A 20565-nucleotide genomic window follows, 5' to 3' on the forward strand; every position below is an offset into this window, starting at 1 on the left:
GTCAGATCAAACCTTGACGATCCAGCCCGCTGGCGCTTCGATGTCGCCGGTTTGCACGCCGGTCAGTTCTTTGTAGAGCTTCTGGGTCACAGGGCCGACTTCGGTTTCGCTGTGGAATACGTGCAGATGGTCGTTGTAGCTGATGCCACCGATCGGGGTGATCACGGCAGCAGTGCCGCAAGCGCCGGCTTCCTTGAAGTCTGAGAGCTTGTCGATCAGCACATCACCTTCAACCACTTCCAGGCCCAGGCGCGATTTGGCCAGTTCGATCAGCGACAGACGAGTGATGCCCGGCAGTACCGATGGCGACTTCGGGGTCACGAATTTGTTGTCGTGGGTGATCCCGAAGAAGTTGGCCGAACCGACTTCCTCGATCTTGGTGTGGGTCATCGGATCCAGATAGATAGCGTCGGCGAAGTGGGCTTGCTTCGCTTTGGAGCCTGGCATCAGGCTGGCCGCATAGTTACCGCCGACCTTGGCTGCACCGGTGCCTTGTGGGGCGGCGCGGTCGTAGCTGGAAATCTGGAAGTTGTGCGGGGTCAGGCCGCCTTTGAAGTAGGCGCCAACCGGGATGCAGAAGATCGAGAAGATGAACTCGGGAGCAGTACGCACGCCGATGTTGTCACCCACGCCGATCACGAACGGACGCAGGTACAGCGCGCCGCCGGTGCCGTACGGCGGGATGAAACGCTCGTTGGCGCGAACCACTTCCTTACAGGCTTCGATGAACTGCTCGGTTTCCACCATTGGCATCAGCAGACGCGCGCAACTGCGTTGCATGCGCAGGGCATTCTGGTCCGGGCGGAACAGGTTGATCGAACCGTCCTTGCAACGATAGGCCTTCATGCCTTCGAAGCACTGCTGGCCATAGTGAAGGGCCGTCGAGCCTTCGCTGATGTGCAGCACGTTATCTTCGGTCAGGGTGCCTTTGTCCCACTCGCCATCGCGAAAGTACGACAGATAGCGTTTGTCGGTCTTGATGTAGTCAAAACCCAGCTTGTCCCAATTGATGCTTTCGTTACCCATGACACCCTCTATCACTGAACAACCGTCGAAACGGTTCAAGGCTTCTGACGTTTTTTGGATGGGCACAACAATACTTCATTCTTGAGCGGTTTCGCAGCCCGGACTATCGGATGACAGACAGATAAATCGTGTTGGCCTCAAGAATTCGCCAGCAAGCCCACACACATTTGAAATGCATTCCCCCTGTGGGAACGGGCTTGCTTGCGAAGAGGCCATCACTGCCACCCTCCTTTACAGATGCAACGCATGTCCAAGAGCCCGCAACGCTGCTTCCTGCACCGCTTCACCCAGTGTCGGATGCGCGTGAATGGTGCCGCCAATGTCTTCCAGTCGTGCGCCCATTTCCAGGCTCTGCGCAAACGCAGTCGACAACTCGGAAACACCGACTCCCACCGCCTGCCAGCCGACAATCACATGATTGTCCCGACGAGCGACCACCCGCACAAAGCCGCTTTTGGACTCCAGAGTCATCGCCCGGCCATTGGCGGCGAACGGGAAGCTGGCCACGATGCAGTCCAGCCCGGCCGTCCTGGCCTCGTCCGGCGTCTGGCCGACCACCACCAGTTCCGGGTCGGTGAAGCAAACGGCTGCGATGGCGGTGGGGTTGAATTCGCGGTGTTTGCCGCTGATCAGTTCGGCGACCATTTCGCCTTGCGCCATGGCGCGGTGAGCCAGCATCGGCTCGCCGCTCAGGTCACCGATGGCGTAGACGTTGCGCATGCTGGTCTGGCAGCGGCTGTCGATCTTGATCGCCGAGCCGTTCATCTGCAGATTCAGCGCTTCGAGGTTCCAGCCCTGAGTGTTGGGTTTGCGACCGACGGCGACCAGCACCTGATCGGTTTCCAGATTCAGGGTGTCGCCGTTCGGATCACGCACCTGCAAAGTGCCGTCGAAACCCAGAACACTGTGCTTGAGATACAGTTTTACGCCCAGTTGCTTCAGCGCTTCGTGCACCGGTTGCGTCAGTTCGGCGTCGTAGGCCGGCAGGATGCGATCCTGTGCTTCGACCACACTGACCTCGGCACCGAGCTTGCGATAAGCAATACCCAGTTCCAGACCGATGTAACCGCCACCGACCACCACCAAACGCTTGGGCACTGACTTTGGCGCCAGAGCTTCGGTGGAGGAAATGATCGGACCGCCAATGGGCAGAATCGGCAAGTTAACGCTGGTGGAACCGGTGGCCAGTACCAAGTGCTCGCACTGAATGCGAGTGCCAGCCACTTCGACGGTTTTGCCGTCGATGACGTTGGCCCAGCCTTGGATCACTTGAACCTTGTTCTTTTTCAGCAGGGCGGCGACGCCAGTGGTCAGGCGATCAACAATGCCATCTTTCCACTCGACGCTCTTGTTAATGTCCAGAGTCGGTGCCGGAACGCTAATGCCCAGCGCCGAGTGCTGATGGTGATGCTGAGTCTGATGAAACTGCTCAGCCACATGGATCAGTGCCTTGGACGGAATGCAGCCGATGTTCAGGCAGGTGCCGCCCAGCGATTGGCCCTCCACCAGAATCGTCGCTATACCCAGTTGCCCGGCGCGAATCGCCGTCACATAACCGCCGGGGCCGCCGCCGATGATCAGCAGCGTGGTGTTCAAAGTTTGCATGCGCGCCTTACTCCACAAACAAAGTGGCGGGTTGTTCGAGCAAGCCACGAATGGCCTGGATAAAGAGCGCCGCGTCCATGCCATCGACCACACGGTGATCGAAGGAGCTGGAGAGGTTCATCATCTTGCGGATCACCACCTGGCCTTTGACGACCATTGGCCGCTCGACGATTTTGTTGACGCCGACGATTGCCACTTCCGGCAGGTTCAGCACCGGCGTGCTGACGATGCCACCCAGCGCACCGAGGCTGGTCAGGGTGATGGTCGAACCTGACAGTTCGTCGCGGCTGGCCTTGCCATGGCGTGCAGCGTTGGCCAGGCGCGAAATTTCAGCGGCGCTGTCCCACAGGCTGCGCGCCTCGGCGTGACGCACCACCGGGACCATCAGGCCGACATCGCTTTGCGTGGCGACGCCGACATGCACTGCGCTGAGGCGGGTGATGACCTGGGCTTCGTCATCGTAACGGGCGTTCATCTGCGGGAAGTCGCGCAGGGCAACCACGAGCGCGCGCACCAGAAATGGCAGCAAGGTCAATTTGCCACGGCTGGCGCCATGCTTTGCATTCAAATGCGCGCGCAGTTCTTCGATCGCGGTGACGTCGATTTCTTCGACATAGCTGAAGTGCGCGGCACGCTGAGTGGCGTCCTGCATGCGCTGGGCGATCTTGCGGCGCATGCCGATCACTTGAATCTGCTCTTCGTCGTGACGCTGGGCGTAGGCCGCCGATGCAGGCGCCGAGGCGTTGGATTGACCTTGCGCCAGATAGGCTTCGAGGTCGTCGTGCAAGACGCGGCCGGCCGGGCCAGTGCCGCGTACCAGGCGCAACTGAATACCCAGATCCAGTGCATGTTTACGCACGGCCGGCGAGGCCAGCGGGCGTTCATCGGCCTCGCGGGCAACCACCGGGCCTTGGCAGGCAGGGGCCGGGCGCGCTATGGCGGCGGATTTGTTTTCAACGGGAGTTTCGGTTTTCGCAGGTACGGCAACCGCTGCCTCTTTGACGGGTGCAGGGGCTGCGGACTCTTTCAAGTTACCCGCGCCTTCCACTTCAATGCTGATCAGTACACTGCCGACCGCCATCACTTCGCCCGGCTGACCGCCCAGCGCAATGACCTTGCCGTGTACCGGCGACGGGATATCGACCATCGCCTTGTCGGTCATCACATCGGCCAGCACCTGATCTTCAACGACCAGATCGCCCACCTTGACGTGCCATTGCGACAGCTCTACTTCTGCGATGCCTTCGCCGATGTCCGGCATCTTGATAACGTGCGTGCCCATTCAGACCTCCATGACCCGTTTCAGCGCCGCGCCCACTCGGGACGGCCCAGGGAAATACGCCCACTCTTGCGCGTGCGGGTAGGGGGTGTCCCAACCGGTGACGCGTTCGATTGGCGCTTCCAGGTGATGGAAGCAATGCTCTTGCACCAACGACACCAGTTCGGCGCCGAAACCGCAGGTGCGTGTGGCTTCGTGGACCACGACGCAGCGCCCGGTTTTCTTAACCGACTTGACGATGGTGTCCAGGTCCAGCGGCCACAGGCTGCGCAGGTCGATGACTTCGGCGTCGACACCGCTCTCTTCAGCGGCGACTTGCGACACATAAACGGTGGTGCCGTAGGTCAACACGGTCACGTCCTTGCCTGGACGGGTGATCGCGGCGACGTCCAGCGGCACGGTGTAATAGCCGTCCGGAACCTGGGCTTGCGGGTGTTTTGACCACGGCGTTACCGGACGGTCGTGGTGACCGTCGAACGGGCCGTTGTACAGGCGCTTTGGCTCAAGAAAGATCACCGGGTCATCGTTTTCGATGGAGGCGATCAGCAGGCCCTTGGCGTCATACGGGTTGGATGGCATGACGGTGCGCAGGCCGCAGACTTGAGTGAACATCGCCTCGATGCTCTGGCTGTGGGTCTGGCCACCGTAAATGCCGCCACCGCAAGGCATGCGCAGGGTCATGGGTGCGGTGAACTCGCCAGCCGAGCGGTAACGCAGGCGCGCCGCTTCGGAAATGATCTGGTCGGAAGCCGGGTAGACATAGTCGGCAAACTGGATCTCGGCCACCGGGCGCAGGCCGTAAGCGCCCATGCCGACGGCGACGCCGACGATGCCGCTTTCGGAGATCGGCGCGTCGAATACTCGCGAGGTGCCGTACTTGGTTTGCAGGCCTTCGGTGCAACGGAACACGCCACCGAAATAACCGACGTCCTGACCGAACACGACGACGTTGTCATCACGCTCAAGCATCACATCCATGGCCGAGCGCAGGGCCTGGATCATGGTCATGGTGGTCGTGGTCATGGCGGTTTCCAACTGAATATTGTTGTTGTGATCGTTCATGTCAGATCCCCAACTGCTGACGCTGGCGCTTCAAGTGCTCCGGCATCTCTTTGTAGACGTCTTCGAACATGGTTGCGGCGCTCGGGATCTGGCCGCCGGCGAGGGTGCCGTACTGTTCGGCCTGTTTCTGTGCGGCAATCACTTCAGCTTCGAGTTCGGCACTGACGGCGGCATGTTCTTCGTCCGACCAGTGGCCGACTTTGATCAGGTGCTGTTTCAGGCGGGCAATCGGGTCGCCCAGCGGGAAGTGGCTCCAGTCGTCGGCAGGGCGGTATTTCGACGGATCGTCGGAGGTCGAGTGTGGGCCGGCGCGGTAGGTGACCCACTCGATCATGGTCGGACCAAGGTTGCGGCGGGCGCGTTCGGCAGCCCAGGCGGAAGCGGCGTAGACCGCGTAGAAGTCGTTGCCGTCAACCCGCAGTGAGGCGATGCCGCAACCGACGCCGCGTCCAGCGAAGGTGGTGGCTTCACCGCCGGCGATGGCCTGGAAGGTCGAAATGGCCCACTGATTGTTGACCACGTTAAGAATCACTGGCGCCCGATAAACGTGAGCGAAGGTGAGGGCGGTGTGGAAGTCCGATTCGGCGGTGGCGCCGTCGCCGATCCACGCCGAGGCGATTTTGGTGTCGCCCTTGATTGCCGAAGCCATGCCCCAGCCCACGGCCTGAATGAACTGGGTCGCGAGGTTGCCGGAGATGGTGAAGAACCCGGCGTCTTTCACCGAGTACATGATCGGCAACTGACGGCCCTTGAGCGGATCGCGCTCGTTGGACAGCAGTTGGCAGATCAAGTCGACCAGCGGTACCTCGCGGGCCATCAGGATGCTTTGCTGGCGGTAGGTCGGGAAGCACATGTCGTCGATGTTCAGCGCCAGGGCCTGAGCGCTGCCGATGGCTTCTTCGCCCAGGCTCTGCATGTAGAAGGACATCTTTTTCTGACGCTGGGCGACGACCATCCGGTTGTCGTAGATCCGCGTCTTGAGCATGGCGCGCATGCCCTTGCGGAGAATCTCCACCGGCACGTTTTCAGCCCAGGGGCCCAGAGCGTTGCCTTGATCGTCGAGCACGCGAATCAGGCCACGGGCCAGGTCGGCGGTGTCGGCGGGTTCTACGTTGATGGGAGGTTTGCGCACCGTACCGGCATCGGTCAGATGCAGGTAGGAAAAGTCGGTTTTGCAGCCTGGGCGGCCCGAAGGTTCAGGGACGTGCAGACGCAGCGGTTCATACGCTTGGGTCATGGCTTCTACGCTCGATCTTGTGAATTTCTTGTAGTGAGCTGGCAGTCATTCTTCGATAAAAGAAATCTTGTCCTACAACAATCATAGGCCCGGCCAAGAAGAATATTTATCTCTGTTTCATTGCGCCTCAGATCATTTGCAGATAAAAATTCTGCATAAACATAAAAAACAGGTGGTTTTGTCTCATGCGCAAACTGGACCGTACCGACATCGGCATTCTCAACAGCCTTCAGGAGAATGCGCGCATCACCAACGCCGACCTCGCTCGCTCGGTGAATTTGTCGCCCACCCCGTGCTTCAACCGGGTCAAAGCAATGGAAGAGTTGGGGCTGATTCGTGAGCAGGTCACTTTGCTGGACGCCGATCTGCTGGGCCTGCACGTCAATGTGTTCATTCATGTCAGCCTGGAAAAGCAGGTCGAGGAAGCATTGCAGCATTTTGAAGAGGCGATTTCCGATCGCCCCGAAGTGATGGAGTGCTATCTGATGGCCGGCGACCCGGATTACCTGATCAGGGTCCTGGTGCCGACCATTCAGTCGCTGGAGCGGTTCATGATGGACTTTCTGACCAAGGTGCCGGGCGTGGCGAACATCCGGTCGAGCTTTGCGCTGAAGCAGGTGCGCTACAAAACCGCGTTGCCATTGCCGGCGAACGGTTTGACCTTGGGCAATTGAGCGTCATGTACCGTCAGATGTCCTCGTAGCGGTAATCGAGCTCTTCGGTGAACAGCGTCTGCTGCACGGTGTAGGTTTGCATCCAGGGCGCAGGCTCGTTGGCAGGGTGAAACACCAGTATTGATCCACTCATTTCATCCGATGGAAAGGAAGGAATGTTGGGGTGTTGGTGCTTCCAGCGCTCCCAGAGCAGGTCGAGGTAGCAGTGGTGCAGGAAAAAGATCGGGTCGTTGGGCGAGGAGGCTTCGGCCATGCTGCCACCGATCCAGGCGTGCACCGGATTGTGAAGCTCGCGTTCAGCGGAGTTTTCCCAGCCTGCTTGATCGGTGGCTTGCCAATAGGGCGTTCTGTTCAAGGCTGAAATAACCGCTTCGGCAGAGGGCAAGGTCTCTTGTGCTCCGAGGTTGCGGCGGACGCCCGGATTGCCGGTGCCTTCGTCCCAAACGGCGACGTTGAATTGAGAATGCTCGCTGGAAAATGGGCCGCTTGTTACGCGCTGATCTTGTGTGTTGTCACCGTTCCCGCCCATGAAGCTTGAGGTGAAGGGATTGTCTGGCCCTGTGATTTGCCAGTTCCAATAAGGCAGTGTTATGCCTGGGTTGTTGGCGGCAACCTGCAAGGCCAGTTCAAACTGGCGGATCAGAACTCGGTGCCAAGGGAAGAACAAGGGGCTGCGATGGGGGTTGGGCGTCAGGGGGTTGCCTCGCCCCATCGAGTTTTTGTGGATTTGTACAAAGTCATCGTAGCGACTTTGTTGTCCGGGCCGCAGGACGCTGTCGACATTGTTTTTAAGTAACAGAACCGCATCGATGAAGGCGTTTTTTTGCGCCTTTGTCATGTCGCGGTGGTTTTGACGAATATCCATGTTGTAAAGACTCCATTGAATGTATACCCAATGAAGTCTGGCCGTCGGCGGGATTTTTTCCAGTTCATCTCTATCGCCAGAGAGTGTAGGAAAGTCTTTTATTTCAGATAGTTAAGAGAGTATTCCTACAAGAGATTCAGTGGGATCTTGAGGTAGACCGCGCCATTGTCCTCTGGCGCCGGAAAATTCCCCGCACGCACATTCACCTGGATCGCCGGCAGCAGTAGCGTCGGCATGCCCAACCCGGCATCGCGTTTTGTGCGCATGTCTACAAACGCCGCTTCATCAATGCCGTCATGCACATGGATGTTGCTTTTGCGCTGTTCGCCGACGGTGGTCTGGCAGCGTGCCGGGCGACTTTCAGGCGGGTAATCGTGGCAAACGTAAAGCTTCACACTCGCCGGGAAGGCCAAAAGTTTGTGGATCGAGTTGAACAACTGATGAGCATTGCCGCCGGGGAAGTCGCAGCGCGCAGTGCCGACGTCAGGCATGAACAACGTGTCGCCGACCAGAATCTGTTCGCCGTCGATCAGGTAAGCCATATCCGCCGGGGTGTGACCGGGGACATGCAGGGCGGTGGCATTGAGGTTGCCGATCATGAACGACTCGTTCGCGGCGAACAGGTGATCGAACTGTGAGCCATCAACGCAGAACTCAGGCTCCAGATTGAACAGCGCCTTGAACACGTTCTGCACTTTGCTGATCGATTCGCCAATGGCGATCTTCCCGCCCAGCTCGCGACGCAGATACGGTGCGGCGGACAGGTGATCGGCATGGGCGTGGGTTTCCAGCAGCCATTGCACCTGCAGGTTGTGTGCGCGGACGAAGGCGATGATTTTGTCGGCCTGAGCGGTACAGGTGCGCCCGGCGGCGCCGTCGTAATCGAGCACCGGGTCGACGATCGCGCATTGCCCGCCATCTGCCTCGTACACCACGTAGGTGTAGGTGCAGGAGGTGGGGTCGAGGAAAGCTTCAATCAGCGCGGGCATGGGCATGAACCTGTGCAGAGGACGAGAAAAGTCAGGTGGCGAAAAGTCGCTTGCAACACTTTATGTAAAAACATAATGTTCGCAGCTTAAGTGACGTTGAGGGCTTCCTGCAAATGCAATCCAGTTTGAGCGAATGTGAAGTTGCGCAATTGCGCGCCTCGGCCTCCAAGGCCTGCGCCTTGCTCAAGGCCCTGGCCAACGAGGATCGCTTGTTGATCCTGTGCCAACTGACTCAGGGCGAGCGCAACGTCGGCGAACTGGAAAAAATGACCGGCGTGCGTCAGCCGACCCTGTCCCAGCAACTCGGCATTCTGCGTGATGAAGGTTTGGTCGCGACGCGCCGCGAAGGCAAATACATTTTTTACGGCCTGGCCAGCCCGGAAGTCATCCAGGTGATGAAAACCCTCTCCGGTTTGTATTGCGGGGCGGTAGTCAAAAGCTGGGGTCACTCATAAATGTCAGCCAGCAAACAAACCCGATTCGGGAGCGGACTTGCGTCAAGGCGACACCCTTCTTGCGTGCAGTAAAAGGAACAAGCAATGAACGATCAACACGGGGGCCCATCCATCAGTGCAGATATCGTGGTCATCGGCGGCGGTACGGCCGGCATCGCTTTCGTTGCCAGTCTGCTCAAGCGCGATCGGCACTTGAAAGTCACTGTGATCGAACCGAGCGCCCAGCACTACTACCAACCGGCGTGGACGCTGGTCGGCGCTGGCGCCTACGACGTGAAAGACACCGTAAGACCGATGACCAAGGTGCTACCGCGTCAAGTCACCTGGGTGCAGGCAGCGGTGACCAACGTCGATCCGGAGACTCGCCAACTCACCCTCAACGATCAACGTATCGTCAGCTATCAAAACCTGATCGTCTGCCCCGGCCTGCGTCTGGCCTGGGAAAAAATCGAAGGCTTGCAGCAAAGCCTTGGTCAGCACGGCGTGACCTCCAACTACAGCTATCAGCACGCGCAATACACCTGGGACCAGGTGCAGAAATTGCGCGGTGGCAAAGCGCTGTTCACACAACCGGCGATGCCGATCAAATGCGCCGGTGCGCCGCAAAAGGCGCTGTACCTGTCCTGCGATCACTGGCGTAAAACCGGCGTGCTGAACAACGTCAATGTCGAGTTCAATCTTGCCGGCGCCGCATTGTTCGGCGTGGCGACGTTCGTGCCGCCGCTGATGAAGTACATCGACAAGTACAACGCCCGACTGGCCTTCAACGCCAATCTGGTCAAGGTCGACGGCCCGGCGAAAACGGCATGGTTCGAGATCAAGGACGCTGACGGCAACGTCACCCGCGAGGCAAAAACCTTCGATTTGCTGCACGTCGTACCGCCGCAGGTCTCCCCGGATTTCATCGCACAAAGTGCGTTGGCCGACGCTGCCGGCTGGTGTGAAGTCAATCAGCACAGCCTGCAGCACCCGCGTTATCCCGAGGTGTTCGCACTGGGTGATATCTGCGGCACAACCAATGCGAAAACCGCGGCGGCGGTGCGCAAGCAAGTCGTGGTGGTGGCGCAAAATCTGTTGGCCCAACGCAAGCAACAGCCGCTGCCGCTGAAATACGACGGTTATGGCTCATGCCCACTGACGGTGGAGAAGGGCAAGGTGATCCTCGCCGAGTTCGGTTATGCCGGGAAGTTGCTGCCGACCTTTCCCCTTGACCCGACGGTGCCGCGTCGTTCGGCGTGGTTACTCAAGGCAACGTTGCTGCCGTGGTTCTACTGGCACGGCATGCTCAAGGGGCGCGAGTGGCTGACTTCCCTGTCCAAAGTTGACTGAGGACTCCTTATGTTGCTGGCAAGTCTGTTTGGTGTGCTGATGGGGTTGGTTCTTGGGCTGACGGGGGCGGGCGGCGGGATTCTCGCGGTGCCGGCGCTGGTGCTCGGGCTCGGCTGGACGATGACCCAGGCAGCGCCGGTGGCGTTGTTTGCGGTCGGCAGTGCGGCGGCGGTCGGTGCCATCGACGGCTTGCGCCATGGCCTGGTGCGTTATCGTGCGGCGCTGCTGATTGCCGCACTGGGCGCCGTGTTTTCGCCGCTGGGGATCTACTTCGCGCATCAATTGTCGGAAAAGATCCTGATGATTCTGTTCAGCCTGCTGATGGTCATGGTGGCCTGGCGCATGCTGCGCCGTGAGCGTCAGCAGCAGGGCCCCAGCGATCATGGCCACGCCAGTTGGGGCCAGAAGAATTGCATGCTCAATGAACAAACCGGCCGATTGGACTGGACGGCCAAATGCACCGCCACGCTTGCGGCGCTGGGCGCGATTACCGGTGTGGTGTCCGGATTGCTCGGTGTGGGCGGCGGCTTCCTGATCGTGCCGGCATTCAAGCAACTGACCGACGTGCAGATGCGCGCGATTGTCGCAACGTCGTTGATGGTGATCAGTCTGATTTCCGCCATCGGTGTGATCGGCGCGTTTCACGCCGGCGTTCGCATCGACAGTCAGGGCGTCGCGTTTATCGTCGCCAGCATTGTTGGCATGATCATCGGCCGCAAGCTCAGCGCGCGGGTGCCGGCGCGGGCGTTGCAGGTGGGGTTTGCCAGTGTGTGTGTGGTGGTGGCGGTTTATATGTTGCTGCGGGCTTGAGTTGAACCTTGTGGCGAGGGGCACAAGCTCCCTCACCACAGCGACGGTTTACAGCACCAGATGCGGCAACCACAGCGAAATCGCCGGAACATACGTCACCAGCAACAACACCAGAAACAGCACCGCATAAAACGGCATAAGCGCTTTCACGGTGCTCTCGATACTCACCTTGCCCACCGCCGAACCGACAAACAGCACCGCGCCCACCGGCGGCGTTATCAGCCCGATCCCCAGATTGACCAGCATGATCATGCCGAACTGCACCGGGTCAACGCCAATGCCCAGAATCACCGGCATCAGGATCGGCGTCAGGATCAGGATCAGCGGCGCCATGTCCATCACCGTGCCCAGCAACAGCAGCATGGCGTTGATGCACATCAGGATCACGTAGCGGTTGTCCGACAGCGTCAGGAACATCGTGGTGATCTTTGCCGGGATCTGCATCAGGGTCATGATGTAACCGAAGCTGGCGGCAAAGCCGATCAGGATCATCACGATCGAAATGGTCCGCACGGTGCGGTGCATCAGTTTCGGCAGTTCGCTCCATTTGTAGTCGCGATAGATGAACATCGTCACGAAGAATGACCACAGCACGGCGATGGCCGCCGACTCGGTGGCGGTAAAAATCCCCGAGAGAATCCCGCCCAGGATGATCACCATCGCCATCATGCCCCACATCGCCTCGCCGCAGATTTTCAAGGCCTCGCGCAGCGGTATGACTTCACCTTTGGGGTAGTTGCGTTTTTTCGCGAAGATCAAGCACAGCGCCATCAGGCACGCGCTCATCATCAGGCCGGGCACGACACCGGCCATGAACAGCGAGCCGATAGACACGGTGCCGCCAGCCGCCAGGGAATAAAGCACCGAGTTATGGCTGGGCGGCGTCAGCAACGCCTGCACCGAACCACTGACGGTGACCGCCGTGGAGAACTCGCGCGGATAGCCTTTGCGCTCCATTTCCGGGATAAGCACCGAACCGACCGAAGCGGTATCGGCCACCGAGGAGCCGGAGATCGCGCCAAAAAACGTCGAGGCCATGATGTTGACCAGCGACAGGCCGCCGCGCACGAATCCCACCAGCACCCCGGCGAACGCCACCAGCCGCCGTGACATGCCACCTTCGGCCATGATCGCGCCAGCGAGGACGAAGAACGGGATCGCCAGCAGCGAAAACTTGTTCACCCCACCAGCCACCTGAATCATCAGGGCCTGGAACGGGATATCGATCCACCACGCGCCGATCAATGCCGACAGCCCGAGGGCGTAGGCCACTGGCATGCCGATCAGGATCAAGACAATAAAACTGCCCAACAGAATCAACGCGTCCATCAGGCAGCCCCTTCGTTTTCTTCAACCAGATCGAACCGCACCACGCGGCGGTTGCTTTGGTCACCCAGAAACAATTTTTCCAGCACGAAAATCATGGTCAGCGCGCCACCGATCGGGATGGGCATGTAGGTGATGCCCACGCGCAAAGTTGGCAGGGCGCTCATGAACTGGTTCCAGGTCGACAGGCACAGTTTGGTGCCCCAAATGGTCATGAACAGGCAAATGGTGGCCATCAGCAATTGCGACACGATGCCCATGCCTTTGCACAGTGGCGCAGGCATGCGGTCGGTCAGCATGGCCACGGCCATGTGAGCGCCAGCGCGATAACTGGCGGCGGCACCGATGAAGGTAAAGACCATCATCAGCAGGATTGAAGTCGGCTCCGGCCAGCTCGAACCGGTACCGAGAACGTAACGGGCAAACACCCCCCAAGGGATGATCAGGGAAATCGTCAGCACTGACAGACCGGCGACCCATATGCAGGCCATGTAGATCCGGTCGTTGATGCCCAGCAGCAGATTCTTCATCGGGTTCCACCGTAACCGGGCAGGCGCGGACATCCATCGAGGTCTGCGCTGCCGGGCCTTTCGTTGAGGGCAGGGAGGGTTACTGAACGGCTTCGATACGCTTGATCAGATCGGCGTAAGGCGCGCCGTATTTCTCGCGGATCGAAGCGGTGGCCTCGTAGAAGGGTTTCTTGTCGACGGTAATGAACTCGACACCGGCAGCCTTGAGTTTTTCTTCACTGCTCACCGTCTTGGCGTCCCACAACGTGCGTTCCTGGGCTTGCGCGGCCTTGGCCGCTTTTTTCACCAGGGCCTGTTGATCCGGGGTGAGTTTGTTCCAGGTGGTTTTCGACATCACGATCGGCTCGGGCAGGATCAAGTGCCCGGTCAGGCTGTAGAACTTGGCGTTCTGATAGTGGTTGTGTTCAAGCATGGTCGGCGGGTTGTTTTCTGCGCCGTCGATTACCCCGGTTTGCAAGGCACTGAAGATTTCCCCGGTGTCCATCGCAATGCCATTGCCGCCCATGGCGTTGATGGTTTCGATGAACATGGGGTTGCCCTGCACACGAATCTTCATGCCCTTGAGGTCTTCCAGTTTGCGCACGGGTTTTTTGGTGTAGAGGTTACGGGTGCCGCCGTCCATCCAGGCCAGGGCGACCAGGTTGAATTCGGAGTTGGTGATTTTGTCGAGAATCTCGTCGCCGATTTCACCGTCGATGATCTTGCGCATGTGCGCCTGGTCGCGGAACACGAACGGCATGTTGAACACGTTCACGTCCGGCACCACCGGGCCGACGATGCCGAGGCTGACGCGGGCCATCTGGATCGCACCGACTTGCGCCTGTTCGACCACTTCTTTTTCCGAGCCGAGCACGCCACCGGCGAACATCTTGAAGGTCAGTTTGCCGTCGCTCTCGGCGACCAGGGTTTTGCCCAGTTGCTCTTCGGCGACCACGGTCGGGTATCCGGCCGGGTGGACATCGGCGAACTTGATTTCCAGTGCCTGAACGGCGCTGCTGAGGGTGAACGCAAGGGGAAGTGCGGCGACGAGCAAGGTGCGTTTGAAGTCCATGAGGGTGTCTCCAGTCTTGTTATTTTTGTGGTCAAGGCGAAGCGGTGCAGCAGAGGCGCGTTACAGAAAATTGTCGAAAACCGGTTCCGGCAAGCCTTTGACGCCGGCGTTCAAAGCGAACAAGCCCCCGGCCAGAGACTGCGGGTCGTGATCGTCGCCGGGGCGGATCGAGGCGACAAACAAGGTGTCCATCCGGCTACCGCCGAAGGCGCACATGGTCGGTTTTTTCACCGGCACGGGCAGTGAGTAATCGAGTCGCCCGTCGGGGGTGAAACGATGAACGAGTCCGGCGTCGTTGCCGCAGATCCAGTAGCAACCGTCGGCGTCAACGGCGGCGCCATCAGGGCGACCGCTGTAGTGATTCATATCGACAAACACACGACGATTCGACGGCGTGCCGCTGGCGGTGTCGTAGTCAAATGCCCAGATCCGTTGCACGTTGGGGTGTGAGTCGGACAGGTACATCGTCTTGCCGTCCGGGCTGAAGCCCAGGCCGTTGGGCACGATAAAGCCATCGAGTTGCGCTTCGATCAGCCCGCACTGGCCGGCGCCGTAGCGATATAGCCGGCCTTCGGGGGCGTTCAAACCCATGTTCAGCACCATGCTGCCCGCCCAGAAACGGCCCTGACGGTCGCAGCGACCATCGTTGAGGCGCATGTCTCCACGGCTGTGTTCGACTTGGGCGAGTAATTCGCTGTCGAGGCTGCCATCGCTATGCGGGTGCAAGTGAAAGAAACCGTTCTCCATGCCCGCCACCCAGCCGCCACGGCTGTGACGGGCGATGCAGGCGAGCATTTCGGGGGCTTTCCACGCGTGGACATGCCCGGTGTCAGCGCTCCAGCGTTGCAGCCCGCCATTGGGAATATCCACCCAGTAAAGAGCGTTTTCCTGCGCGACCCAGACCGGGCTTTCGCCGACCGCGTTGCGGGCGTCGACGATCAATTGGGCTTGCATACTCATTCTTTTTTGTCCCTGGCAGAGTCATCAGTCACCGAACGGGCCGGCCGCGACGAAAGCGCCACCCTGATAGATCCGCGCCGGGTCATCGGCCGCCGGCATCGGCTGCGCTTCGACCTTGTCGCGGAACACTTCGGAGCTGTCCCGGGCTTCGAAACCCAAGTGGCTGGCCAAGTGGTTGTCCCACCAGACGTCCTTGTTATCGGACATGCCGTACACCACGGTGTGGCCGACGTTCGGGGCATACAGCGAGTGTTCGAGCAGTTGGGTGAGGTCGTCGAAGCTCAACCAGGTGTGCATCATTCGACGGTTCTGTGGCTCGGGGAACGAAGATCCGATGCGGATGCTGACCGTTTCGATGCCGTAGCGATCGAAATAGAAACTGGCCATGTCTTCGCCGTAGGACTTGGACAATCCGTAATAGCCGTCGGGGCGGCGCGCGGAAGCGGCGTCGAGGCGCTCGTCCTGCTGATAGAAACCGATGACGTGGTTGGAACTGGCGAAGATCACGCGTTTCACGCCATGGCGACGTGCCGCTTCATAGATGTGGTAGACGCCGCAGATGTTGGCGCCAAGGATCTCTTCGAACGAGCGCTCGACGGAAACACCGCCGAAATGCAGGATCGCGTCCACGCCTTCGACCAGTTGATGAACCGCCTGTTTGTCGGCCAGATCGCAGAGCACGACTTCTTCGTGATCATCAGCGGCCGGGGGTAGATCGGCGATGTCCGACAGCCGCAGGACATGGGCGTACGGGCGCAGGCGTTCACGCAAAACTTTGCCCAGACCACCCGCGGCGCCGGTCAGCAGCAGACGGTTGAAGGGGGCACGGGAATCAGAATCAGACGTCATGGCAATCCCTGAACACATTGTTATTAGGTTTGTTGTAGGTTGTCGTATGACTGCGCTGAAGTATCGGTAGGGTTTCCCGGTCTTGTCAACGCGACTTTTGGTGTAAATGACGCAAGGGCCAAATCAAAAAACTGTCTCGTCATGCCAACCCTTGTGGGAGCGAGCAAGCTTGCTCCCACAGGAGGGATGCGGCTTCAGGGGTTTACAGCAACGAAATCGGATAGTTGATAAAAATCCGGTTCTCATCGAACTCGTTGTTGCTGAAGTCCCGGCGAATCGTCGCGTTGCGCCATTTCACGTTGAGATTTTTCAGCGGCCCGCTCTGTACGGTGTAGGCCAGCTCGGACTCGCGACCCCATTCCTTGCCGTCGGTAATGGTCCCGGTGTGCACGTTATCGCCGCTGATGTAGCGGTTCATCAGGGTCAGACCGGGGATGCCGAGGGCGGCGAAGTTGTAGTCGTGGCGAAGCTGCCAGGAGCGTTCCTTGGCGTTGTCGTAGCTGGCGTTGTAACTGTCGTTGGCCAGGGTGCCGCCGCTGGTACCGTTGACCCGCATCCAGCCGTTATCGCCACTGAGCTTTTGCAGGCCGACATAGAAAGTGTTGCCACCGTATTTGGCCGAGAGCAGGGCGAATGCGGTTTTGTTGTCCAGATCGCCCGCCAGCGCGCTGCCATTCTCCTTGCCGTTGAAGAAGCCGAGATTGGCGCCCAGGGTCCAGTCGCCCATGGGCTGGCTGTGACTGAGGTTGAAGTACTGCTGCTGATAAATGTCGCTGAGTTCGGCGTACCACACGCCGACCAGCGTGCGCTTTTCGTTGAAGGTGTATTCGCCACCGCCGAAGTTGAAACGGTCTGAGGTGAACGCACCTTTGCCGTTCATCGACATGTCTTCCATGCTCGCATCGTTACGCGGGCTGTTGGCGCGGAACTGGCCGCCGTAGAGGCTCAGGCCATTGATTTCGGTGGAGGTGATCTGGCCACCGCGGAAGGTCTGCGGCAGGGAACGGCCATCGTCGGAGCGCAGGATCGGCAGCACCGGCATCCACTCGCCGACCTTCAGTTCGGTCTTCGATACCTTGGCTTTGAGCGCTACACCCAGGCGACCGAAATTGTCCGCCGGACGTCCATCATCGTGGATCGGCAACAATTGCGTACCGCCGGTGCCTTTGCCGCCATCGAGCTTCTGCGAATACAGCCCCAGCACGTCCAGGCCGAAACCGACGGTGCCTTGAGTGAAGCCGGATTTGGCGTCGAGGATGAAACTTTGCGTCCACTCCTCAGCCTTGCCCTGTGCGTTGTTGGGGTTGGTGAAGTTGCGGTTGAAGTAGGCGTTGCGCAGGTTCAGCGTGGCTTTGGCATCATCGACGAAGCCTTCGGCGCTGGCGCTTAGCGGAGCCAACAAGACGAGGCTGCTGCAGCCAATCAGGCTCAGGGGAGAGCGGATGAAAGTCGTGCGGAAATGACGAACGGATTTGCGGACGAAAGTGCTCACTATGACGCTCCCTTGTTTCTTGTTTTTATTTATGTTGTGCGTTGTCGTACAACATTTGGGGCGATATTTGCGGAGCTTCAGGGGAATGTCAACAGGAAGTTATACGATGACCATCAAAGCGCAAGCAGCCCTGATCATGGCGTGAGCAGGGCTGTTTCGGCGCAATCAATGGTTGTAGAGCGCTTCGCTGTTATCTATCAGCGGATTTTCTCGGTCAGCACGATCTGCGCAATTTGATCGTTGCGCATGAAGCTGACTTTCGGATGAGACTGTGCGTAACGGATGAACCGCTCCATGGTTTCGACCATCGCGGGAGTGCCGCCAATCCGGTCGTGCAAACTCACCGACATCATCCGTCGCTTGTTGGCGCCCAGTTCATGCCCGCGCTGGGCTATTGCCTTGGCCAGTTCCGGGTGCTTGAGCGCCGCTTCGCCGACCACATGGGAGGTGACTTTGATTGCGGTGCGATCCCACAGGTCAAGCATGCGCCACAGGCCTTCCTTGTAGCCATAATCAAACCAGGTCTGCGCCGGAAAGTCGGGGTAGCCCTTGGGCAGCGGGCTACCTGAGAACGGGCTTTCGGCGCCCTCGGGCTGGCCGCCGGTTTCGAATTGCATCGACACCGAGATCACCAGTTGCGAACCGTCCGGCCACGGGCGTTCCTGAGCAAAGGTGAGGGGGGATTAGCAGGGCGGCTGCCAGAAGGCTTTTCAGCAAGCCGTGTGAGCGTTGTGGGTGGGGCGTATTCATAACGGGCACCATGCAGATTGAGAAGGGTTGCAAGGATGGCAGTCGCCCGACGCGGGAAAAATCCGCTGTCGGCGAGAGGACCTTTAAACAAATTTTACGAATCCGGCTTCACATGATTTCTGCGTAAGCGTCAGCCTGCTCCTTCACGGGACATGGGTTTGCCGGACGATGTCCCCTATTTCTGTCCCCTATTTCTAATTTCTTCTTTTGTCATGTCCTTGTTATGGTGAAGACATATACCGACCTAAATGACGGATTATCTGCATGCAAAAAATGCGCGCCATCCCATCTGCCAATCCAGTAGGCCGGATTGCCGCCACTTGTCGTTCCAGGTGTGGACGTCCATGTCCCATGATGGAGTTCTGGCCCCTGAAACTTGGCGGGAGTGAAGCTTCTAAAGTGACTTTGTATCTCGGATATAGTGAAAAGCCTTCCGCCACTGGCCGCCGCAAATTGCGTGGCGCCTCGCCAAGAGTTATCCCCAGGAGTCCAGAATCGGAAAACCACCTGATGTGCGGTACCGGATGTCGTGACTTTATAACTCTTGCTTTGATTGGCTGCGTCAGTGGCGGTAACGATGGCTTCGCCATTTCCTCGAGCATAGGACCTGCCGTCTTGATCGACCGAGACGATGTTCGTATCGCTGGAAGCATAAATAATCGTACCGACCCCGCCTGTGGCTTTACGATCGATGTAACTTCCGCTTTTCGGGTCGGATGGAAAGAAATACTCGGGAAATTGGGGGGGGAATTGATCAGCGTAGTATCGCTCAGCTGACAAATGTACCGGGCTGACATCCATCTCCAGCTCAGGTAACCCGGCCCCTACCACCCGTGCTTCCGCCGTTTTGGAAACACCAACAATTTTCCCTCCCCTGATCTGCTTGAATGTCACCTGCACCGTACTGCCGGGAATGACCTTGGCGTTGGGAGTAGCCACTGACAATTGTCCCGGTACCTGACTGACCGGCACCTTCACTTGGTGGGTAGCCGTCACGACCCCGTTCACCAAAGCCTCGAAAGTCAGATCGCACTCATCCCCCGCCTGCCAAATCGAATCGACCAAGTGAATCAGCGCCCACAACGGCCCGCCATTCATTTTGCCCAGATCAACAATGGCCGGATCGTCACCGTTGTCTCCGAGGATTTCCTGAAGTATTGCTTCCACCAGTACTGCCCAATCGAGATGCACATCAACCACACAGTCCTTCGACCAGAATTCCTGCGGGTTGAATACTCCGTTCGATGACGTGCCGGAAAAGTCGTCTATCTGACTGATGACGTTGTACTTGAATATGAACTGTGGGTTGTTGGGGTCATGGGCGAAATCGGCAGTGTTAAAGGTCAAGACAACGGGTTTGGTTTCGGGGTTGGGATCCTGCGCAGTTGGCACGAGCTGATGGGTGAGGGTTTTACCGCCATAGTTGATGGTCAACAGGTCATACAGCGCCATGCCTGGCCAACTCATTGTGAGCTTCACGCCTGCTATAGCCTCGGCCGGGCCGATACTCTGCGGGGTGACGTCAATGTTCAGCAATGAATTGCCGGGATTCGGATCTGTGTCATTGCCGGCGGGGGATTCGGATCTGTGTCATTGCCGGCGGGGGCAACGTTGGAATGCAGCACGCGCAGCTCTGCCGAATCCAGATTGCCCGACTGGCGCTGGACACTGACCTTCATTGTGTTGACTCCGTCCGAGAGCATGCTTATCGGCAAACGAAACTCGAGCGGCGTCGTCGAGTCTTTGGTGATATCGGTAGAAAGTGGCTGAGGGAAACTATCGATGTAAAGCCGTCCGGTTTCATTGGCCACCTGACCCTGATACGGCCCCAATAACACCAACAGTCCCTTCGAGTCCGCGTAATAGTTGAGCCGGGAGAGCCCGACCTGAGCGGTTGGGTGAATGATCGGGTAAGTGTGCCGCGGAATATAAGGCGGCGTCAGCGCCAGGATGGCGATGGGACCGGAGCTGGAAGCAGGGTTGTTCATGGCACGCACTCCTCGGTGATCGATGAACCATGAGAACCCTGTGCGACTCATTTCGGCTACTGTCAGATCTGACAGGTGAGACTGGTTTTAAGACGAGCGGTCATCAATCGGAGTCGCCATACACTTCCCGCAGATAGAAAAACGGCCCAAAGAGGGCCGTTTGCAGTGGTCTAATTTCCCCGGACACCCCGATAGGTGGAAAATACACCTATTGAGGAGCTCTCCATGACCGACAAACGCAAAGTATTCGACGACAGCTTCAAGCTGGAAGTTGTAAAGATGATTAAG

The 20565-nt window shown here is 58.8% G+C and carries 19 protein-coding genes and 1 pseudogene; 4 read left to right on the plus strand and 16 right to left on the minus strand.

What is annotated here, in order from left to right; all coding sequences use genetic code 11:
* Positions 1–6: 6 nt before the first annotated feature.
* The 5 genes from AACY18_RS24785 to AACY18_RS24805 form a co-directional block, all read right to left on the minus strand.
* Positions 7–1026, minus strand: a complete 1020-nt coding sequence (locus AACY18_RS24785) for a branched-chain amino acid aminotransferase (protein WP_339434183.1) — start codon at positions 1024–1026, stop codon at positions 7–9.
* A 231-nt stretch (positions 1027–1257) separates the two neighbouring features.
* Complete coding sequence (gene lpdA, locus AACY18_RS24790) at positions 1258–2631, minus strand: dihydrolipoyl dehydrogenase (RefSeq protein ID WP_339434182.1); 1374 nt, start codon at positions 2629–2631, stop codon at positions 1258–1260.
* 7 nt (positions 2632–2638) lie between these two features.
* Complete coding sequence (locus tag AACY18_RS24795) at positions 2639–3913, minus strand: dihydrolipoamide acetyltransferase family protein (protein ID WP_339466376.1); 1275 nt, start codon at positions 3911–3913, stop codon at positions 2639–2641.
* Entirely contained in the window at positions 3914–4972 is a 1059-nt protein-coding gene (locus AACY18_RS24800) for an alpha-ketoacid dehydrogenase subunit beta (protein WP_064390582.1), read from the minus strand. It abuts the gene before it with no gap.
* 1 nt (position 4973) lies between these two features.
* Positions 4974–6209 (minus strand): 3-methyl-2-oxobutanoate dehydrogenase (2-methylpropanoyl-transferring) subunit alpha, encoded by a 1236-nt coding sequence (locus AACY18_RS24805; RefSeq protein WP_339434180.1) that lies wholly within the window; start codon positions 6207–6209, stop codon positions 4974–4976.
* Positions 6210–6394: 185 nt separating this feature from the next.
* Here AACY18_RS24805 and bkdR point away from each other — a divergent pair, with 185 nt between their 5' ends.
* Positions 6395–6883 (plus strand): Bkd operon transcriptional regulator BkdR, encoded by a 489-nt coding sequence (bkdR, locus tag AACY18_RS24810; RefSeq protein WP_007915088.1) that lies wholly within the window; start codon positions 6395–6397, stop codon positions 6881–6883.
* 13 nt (positions 6884–6896) lie between these two features.
* Here the strand turns inward: bkdR and AACY18_RS24815 are convergent, their stop codons facing one another.
* Positions 6897–7748, minus strand: coding sequence for a tyrosinase family protein (locus AACY18_RS24815; protein WP_339434179.1), 852 nt, complete (start codon positions 7746–7748; stop codon positions 6897–6899).
* 125 nt (positions 7749–7873) lie between these two features.
* A complete protein-coding gene (locus AACY18_RS24820) occupies positions 7874–8737 on the minus strand; it encodes an MBL fold metallo-hydrolase (protein ID WP_339434178.1) in 864 nt (287 codons plus the stop codon).
* A 113-nt stretch (positions 8738–8850) separates the two neighbouring features.
* Between AACY18_RS24820 and AACY18_RS24825 the strand changes: the two genes are divergently transcribed.
* From AACY18_RS24825 to AACY18_RS24835, 3 genes are all read left to right on the plus strand, one after another.
* The gene (locus tag AACY18_RS24825; protein WP_221733609.1) at positions 8851–9192 is read left to right on the plus strand and encodes an ArsR/SmtB family transcription factor; all 342 of its coding nucleotides are present in this window, start codon (positions 8851–8853) and stop codon (positions 9190–9192) included.
* 84 nt (positions 9193–9276) lie between these two features.
* Positions 9277–10521, plus strand: coding sequence for an NAD(P)/FAD-dependent oxidoreductase (locus tag AACY18_RS24830; protein WP_339466377.1), 1245 nt, complete (start codon positions 9277–9279; stop codon positions 10519–10521).
* A gap of 9 nt (positions 10522–10530) precedes the next feature.
* On the plus strand, positions 10531–11331 hold the full coding sequence (locus AACY18_RS24835) for a sulfite exporter TauE/SafE family protein (protein WP_339434176.1): 801 nt from the start codon (positions 10531–10533) through the stop codon (positions 11329–11331).
* Between the two features lie 48 nt (positions 11332–11379).
* On the opposite strand, the gene AACY18_RS24840 is transcribed toward AACY18_RS24835, so the two are convergent.
* The 9 genes and pseudogenes from AACY18_RS24840 to AACY18_RS24880 form a co-directional block, all read right to left on the minus strand.
* Positions 11380–12660, minus strand: coding sequence for a TRAP transporter large permease (locus tag AACY18_RS24840; RefSeq protein ID WP_221733606.1), 1281 nt, complete (start codon positions 12658–12660; stop codon positions 11380–11382).
* A complete protein-coding gene (locus AACY18_RS24845) occupies positions 12660–13187 on the minus strand; it encodes a TRAP transporter small permease (RefSeq protein WP_339466378.1) in 528 nt (175 codons plus the stop codon). Before AACY18_RS24845 ends, AACY18_RS24840 begins: the two co-directional genes overlap by 1 nt.
* Positions 13188–13266: 79 nt before the next feature.
* Complete coding sequence (locus AACY18_RS24850; protein WP_339434174.1) at positions 13267–14238, minus strand: TRAP transporter substrate-binding protein; 972 nt, start codon at positions 14236–14238, stop codon at positions 13267–13269.
* Positions 14239–14298: 60 nt separating this feature from the next.
* The gene (locus tag AACY18_RS24855) at positions 14299–15192 is read right to left on the minus strand and encodes an SMP-30/gluconolactonase/LRE family protein (RefSeq protein WP_339466385.1); all 894 of its coding nucleotides are present in this window, start codon (positions 15190–15192) and stop codon (positions 14299–14301) included.
* 30 nt (positions 15193–15222) lie between these two features.
* Positions 15223–16047, minus strand: a complete 825-nt coding sequence (locus tag AACY18_RS24860) for an NAD-dependent epimerase/dehydratase family protein (RefSeq protein ID WP_339434173.1) — start codon at positions 16045–16047, stop codon at positions 15223–15225.
* Between the two features lie 202 nt (positions 16048–16249).
* Entirely contained in the window at positions 16250–17539 is a 1290-nt protein-coding gene (locus AACY18_RS24865) for an OprD family porin (protein WP_445261966.1), read from the minus strand.
* 165 nt (positions 17540–17704) lie between these two features.
* Positions 17705–18289 (minus strand): annotated as a pseudogene (locus tag AACY18_RS24870) (polysaccharide deacetylase family protein).
* Positions 18290–18499: 210 nt separating this feature from the next.
* Positions 18500–19825, minus strand: a complete 1326-nt coding sequence (locus tag AACY18_RS24875; RefSeq protein ID WP_339466380.1) for a hypothetical protein — start codon at positions 19823–19825, stop codon at positions 18500–18502.
* Entirely contained in the window at positions 19819–20277 is a 459-nt protein-coding gene (locus tag AACY18_RS24880; protein WP_339466381.1) for a hypothetical protein, read from the minus strand. The genes AACY18_RS24875 and AACY18_RS24880 overlap by 7 nt, the downstream gene beginning before the upstream one ends.
* Between the last annotated feature and the right edge of the window lie 288 nt (positions 20278–20565).

Source organism: Pseudomonas sp. EA_65y_Pfl2_P74 (genome assembly GCF_963970575.1).
Lineage (GTDB): Bacteria > Pseudomonadota > Gammaproteobacteria > Pseudomonadales > Pseudomonadaceae > Aquipseudomonas > Aquipseudomonas baetica_A.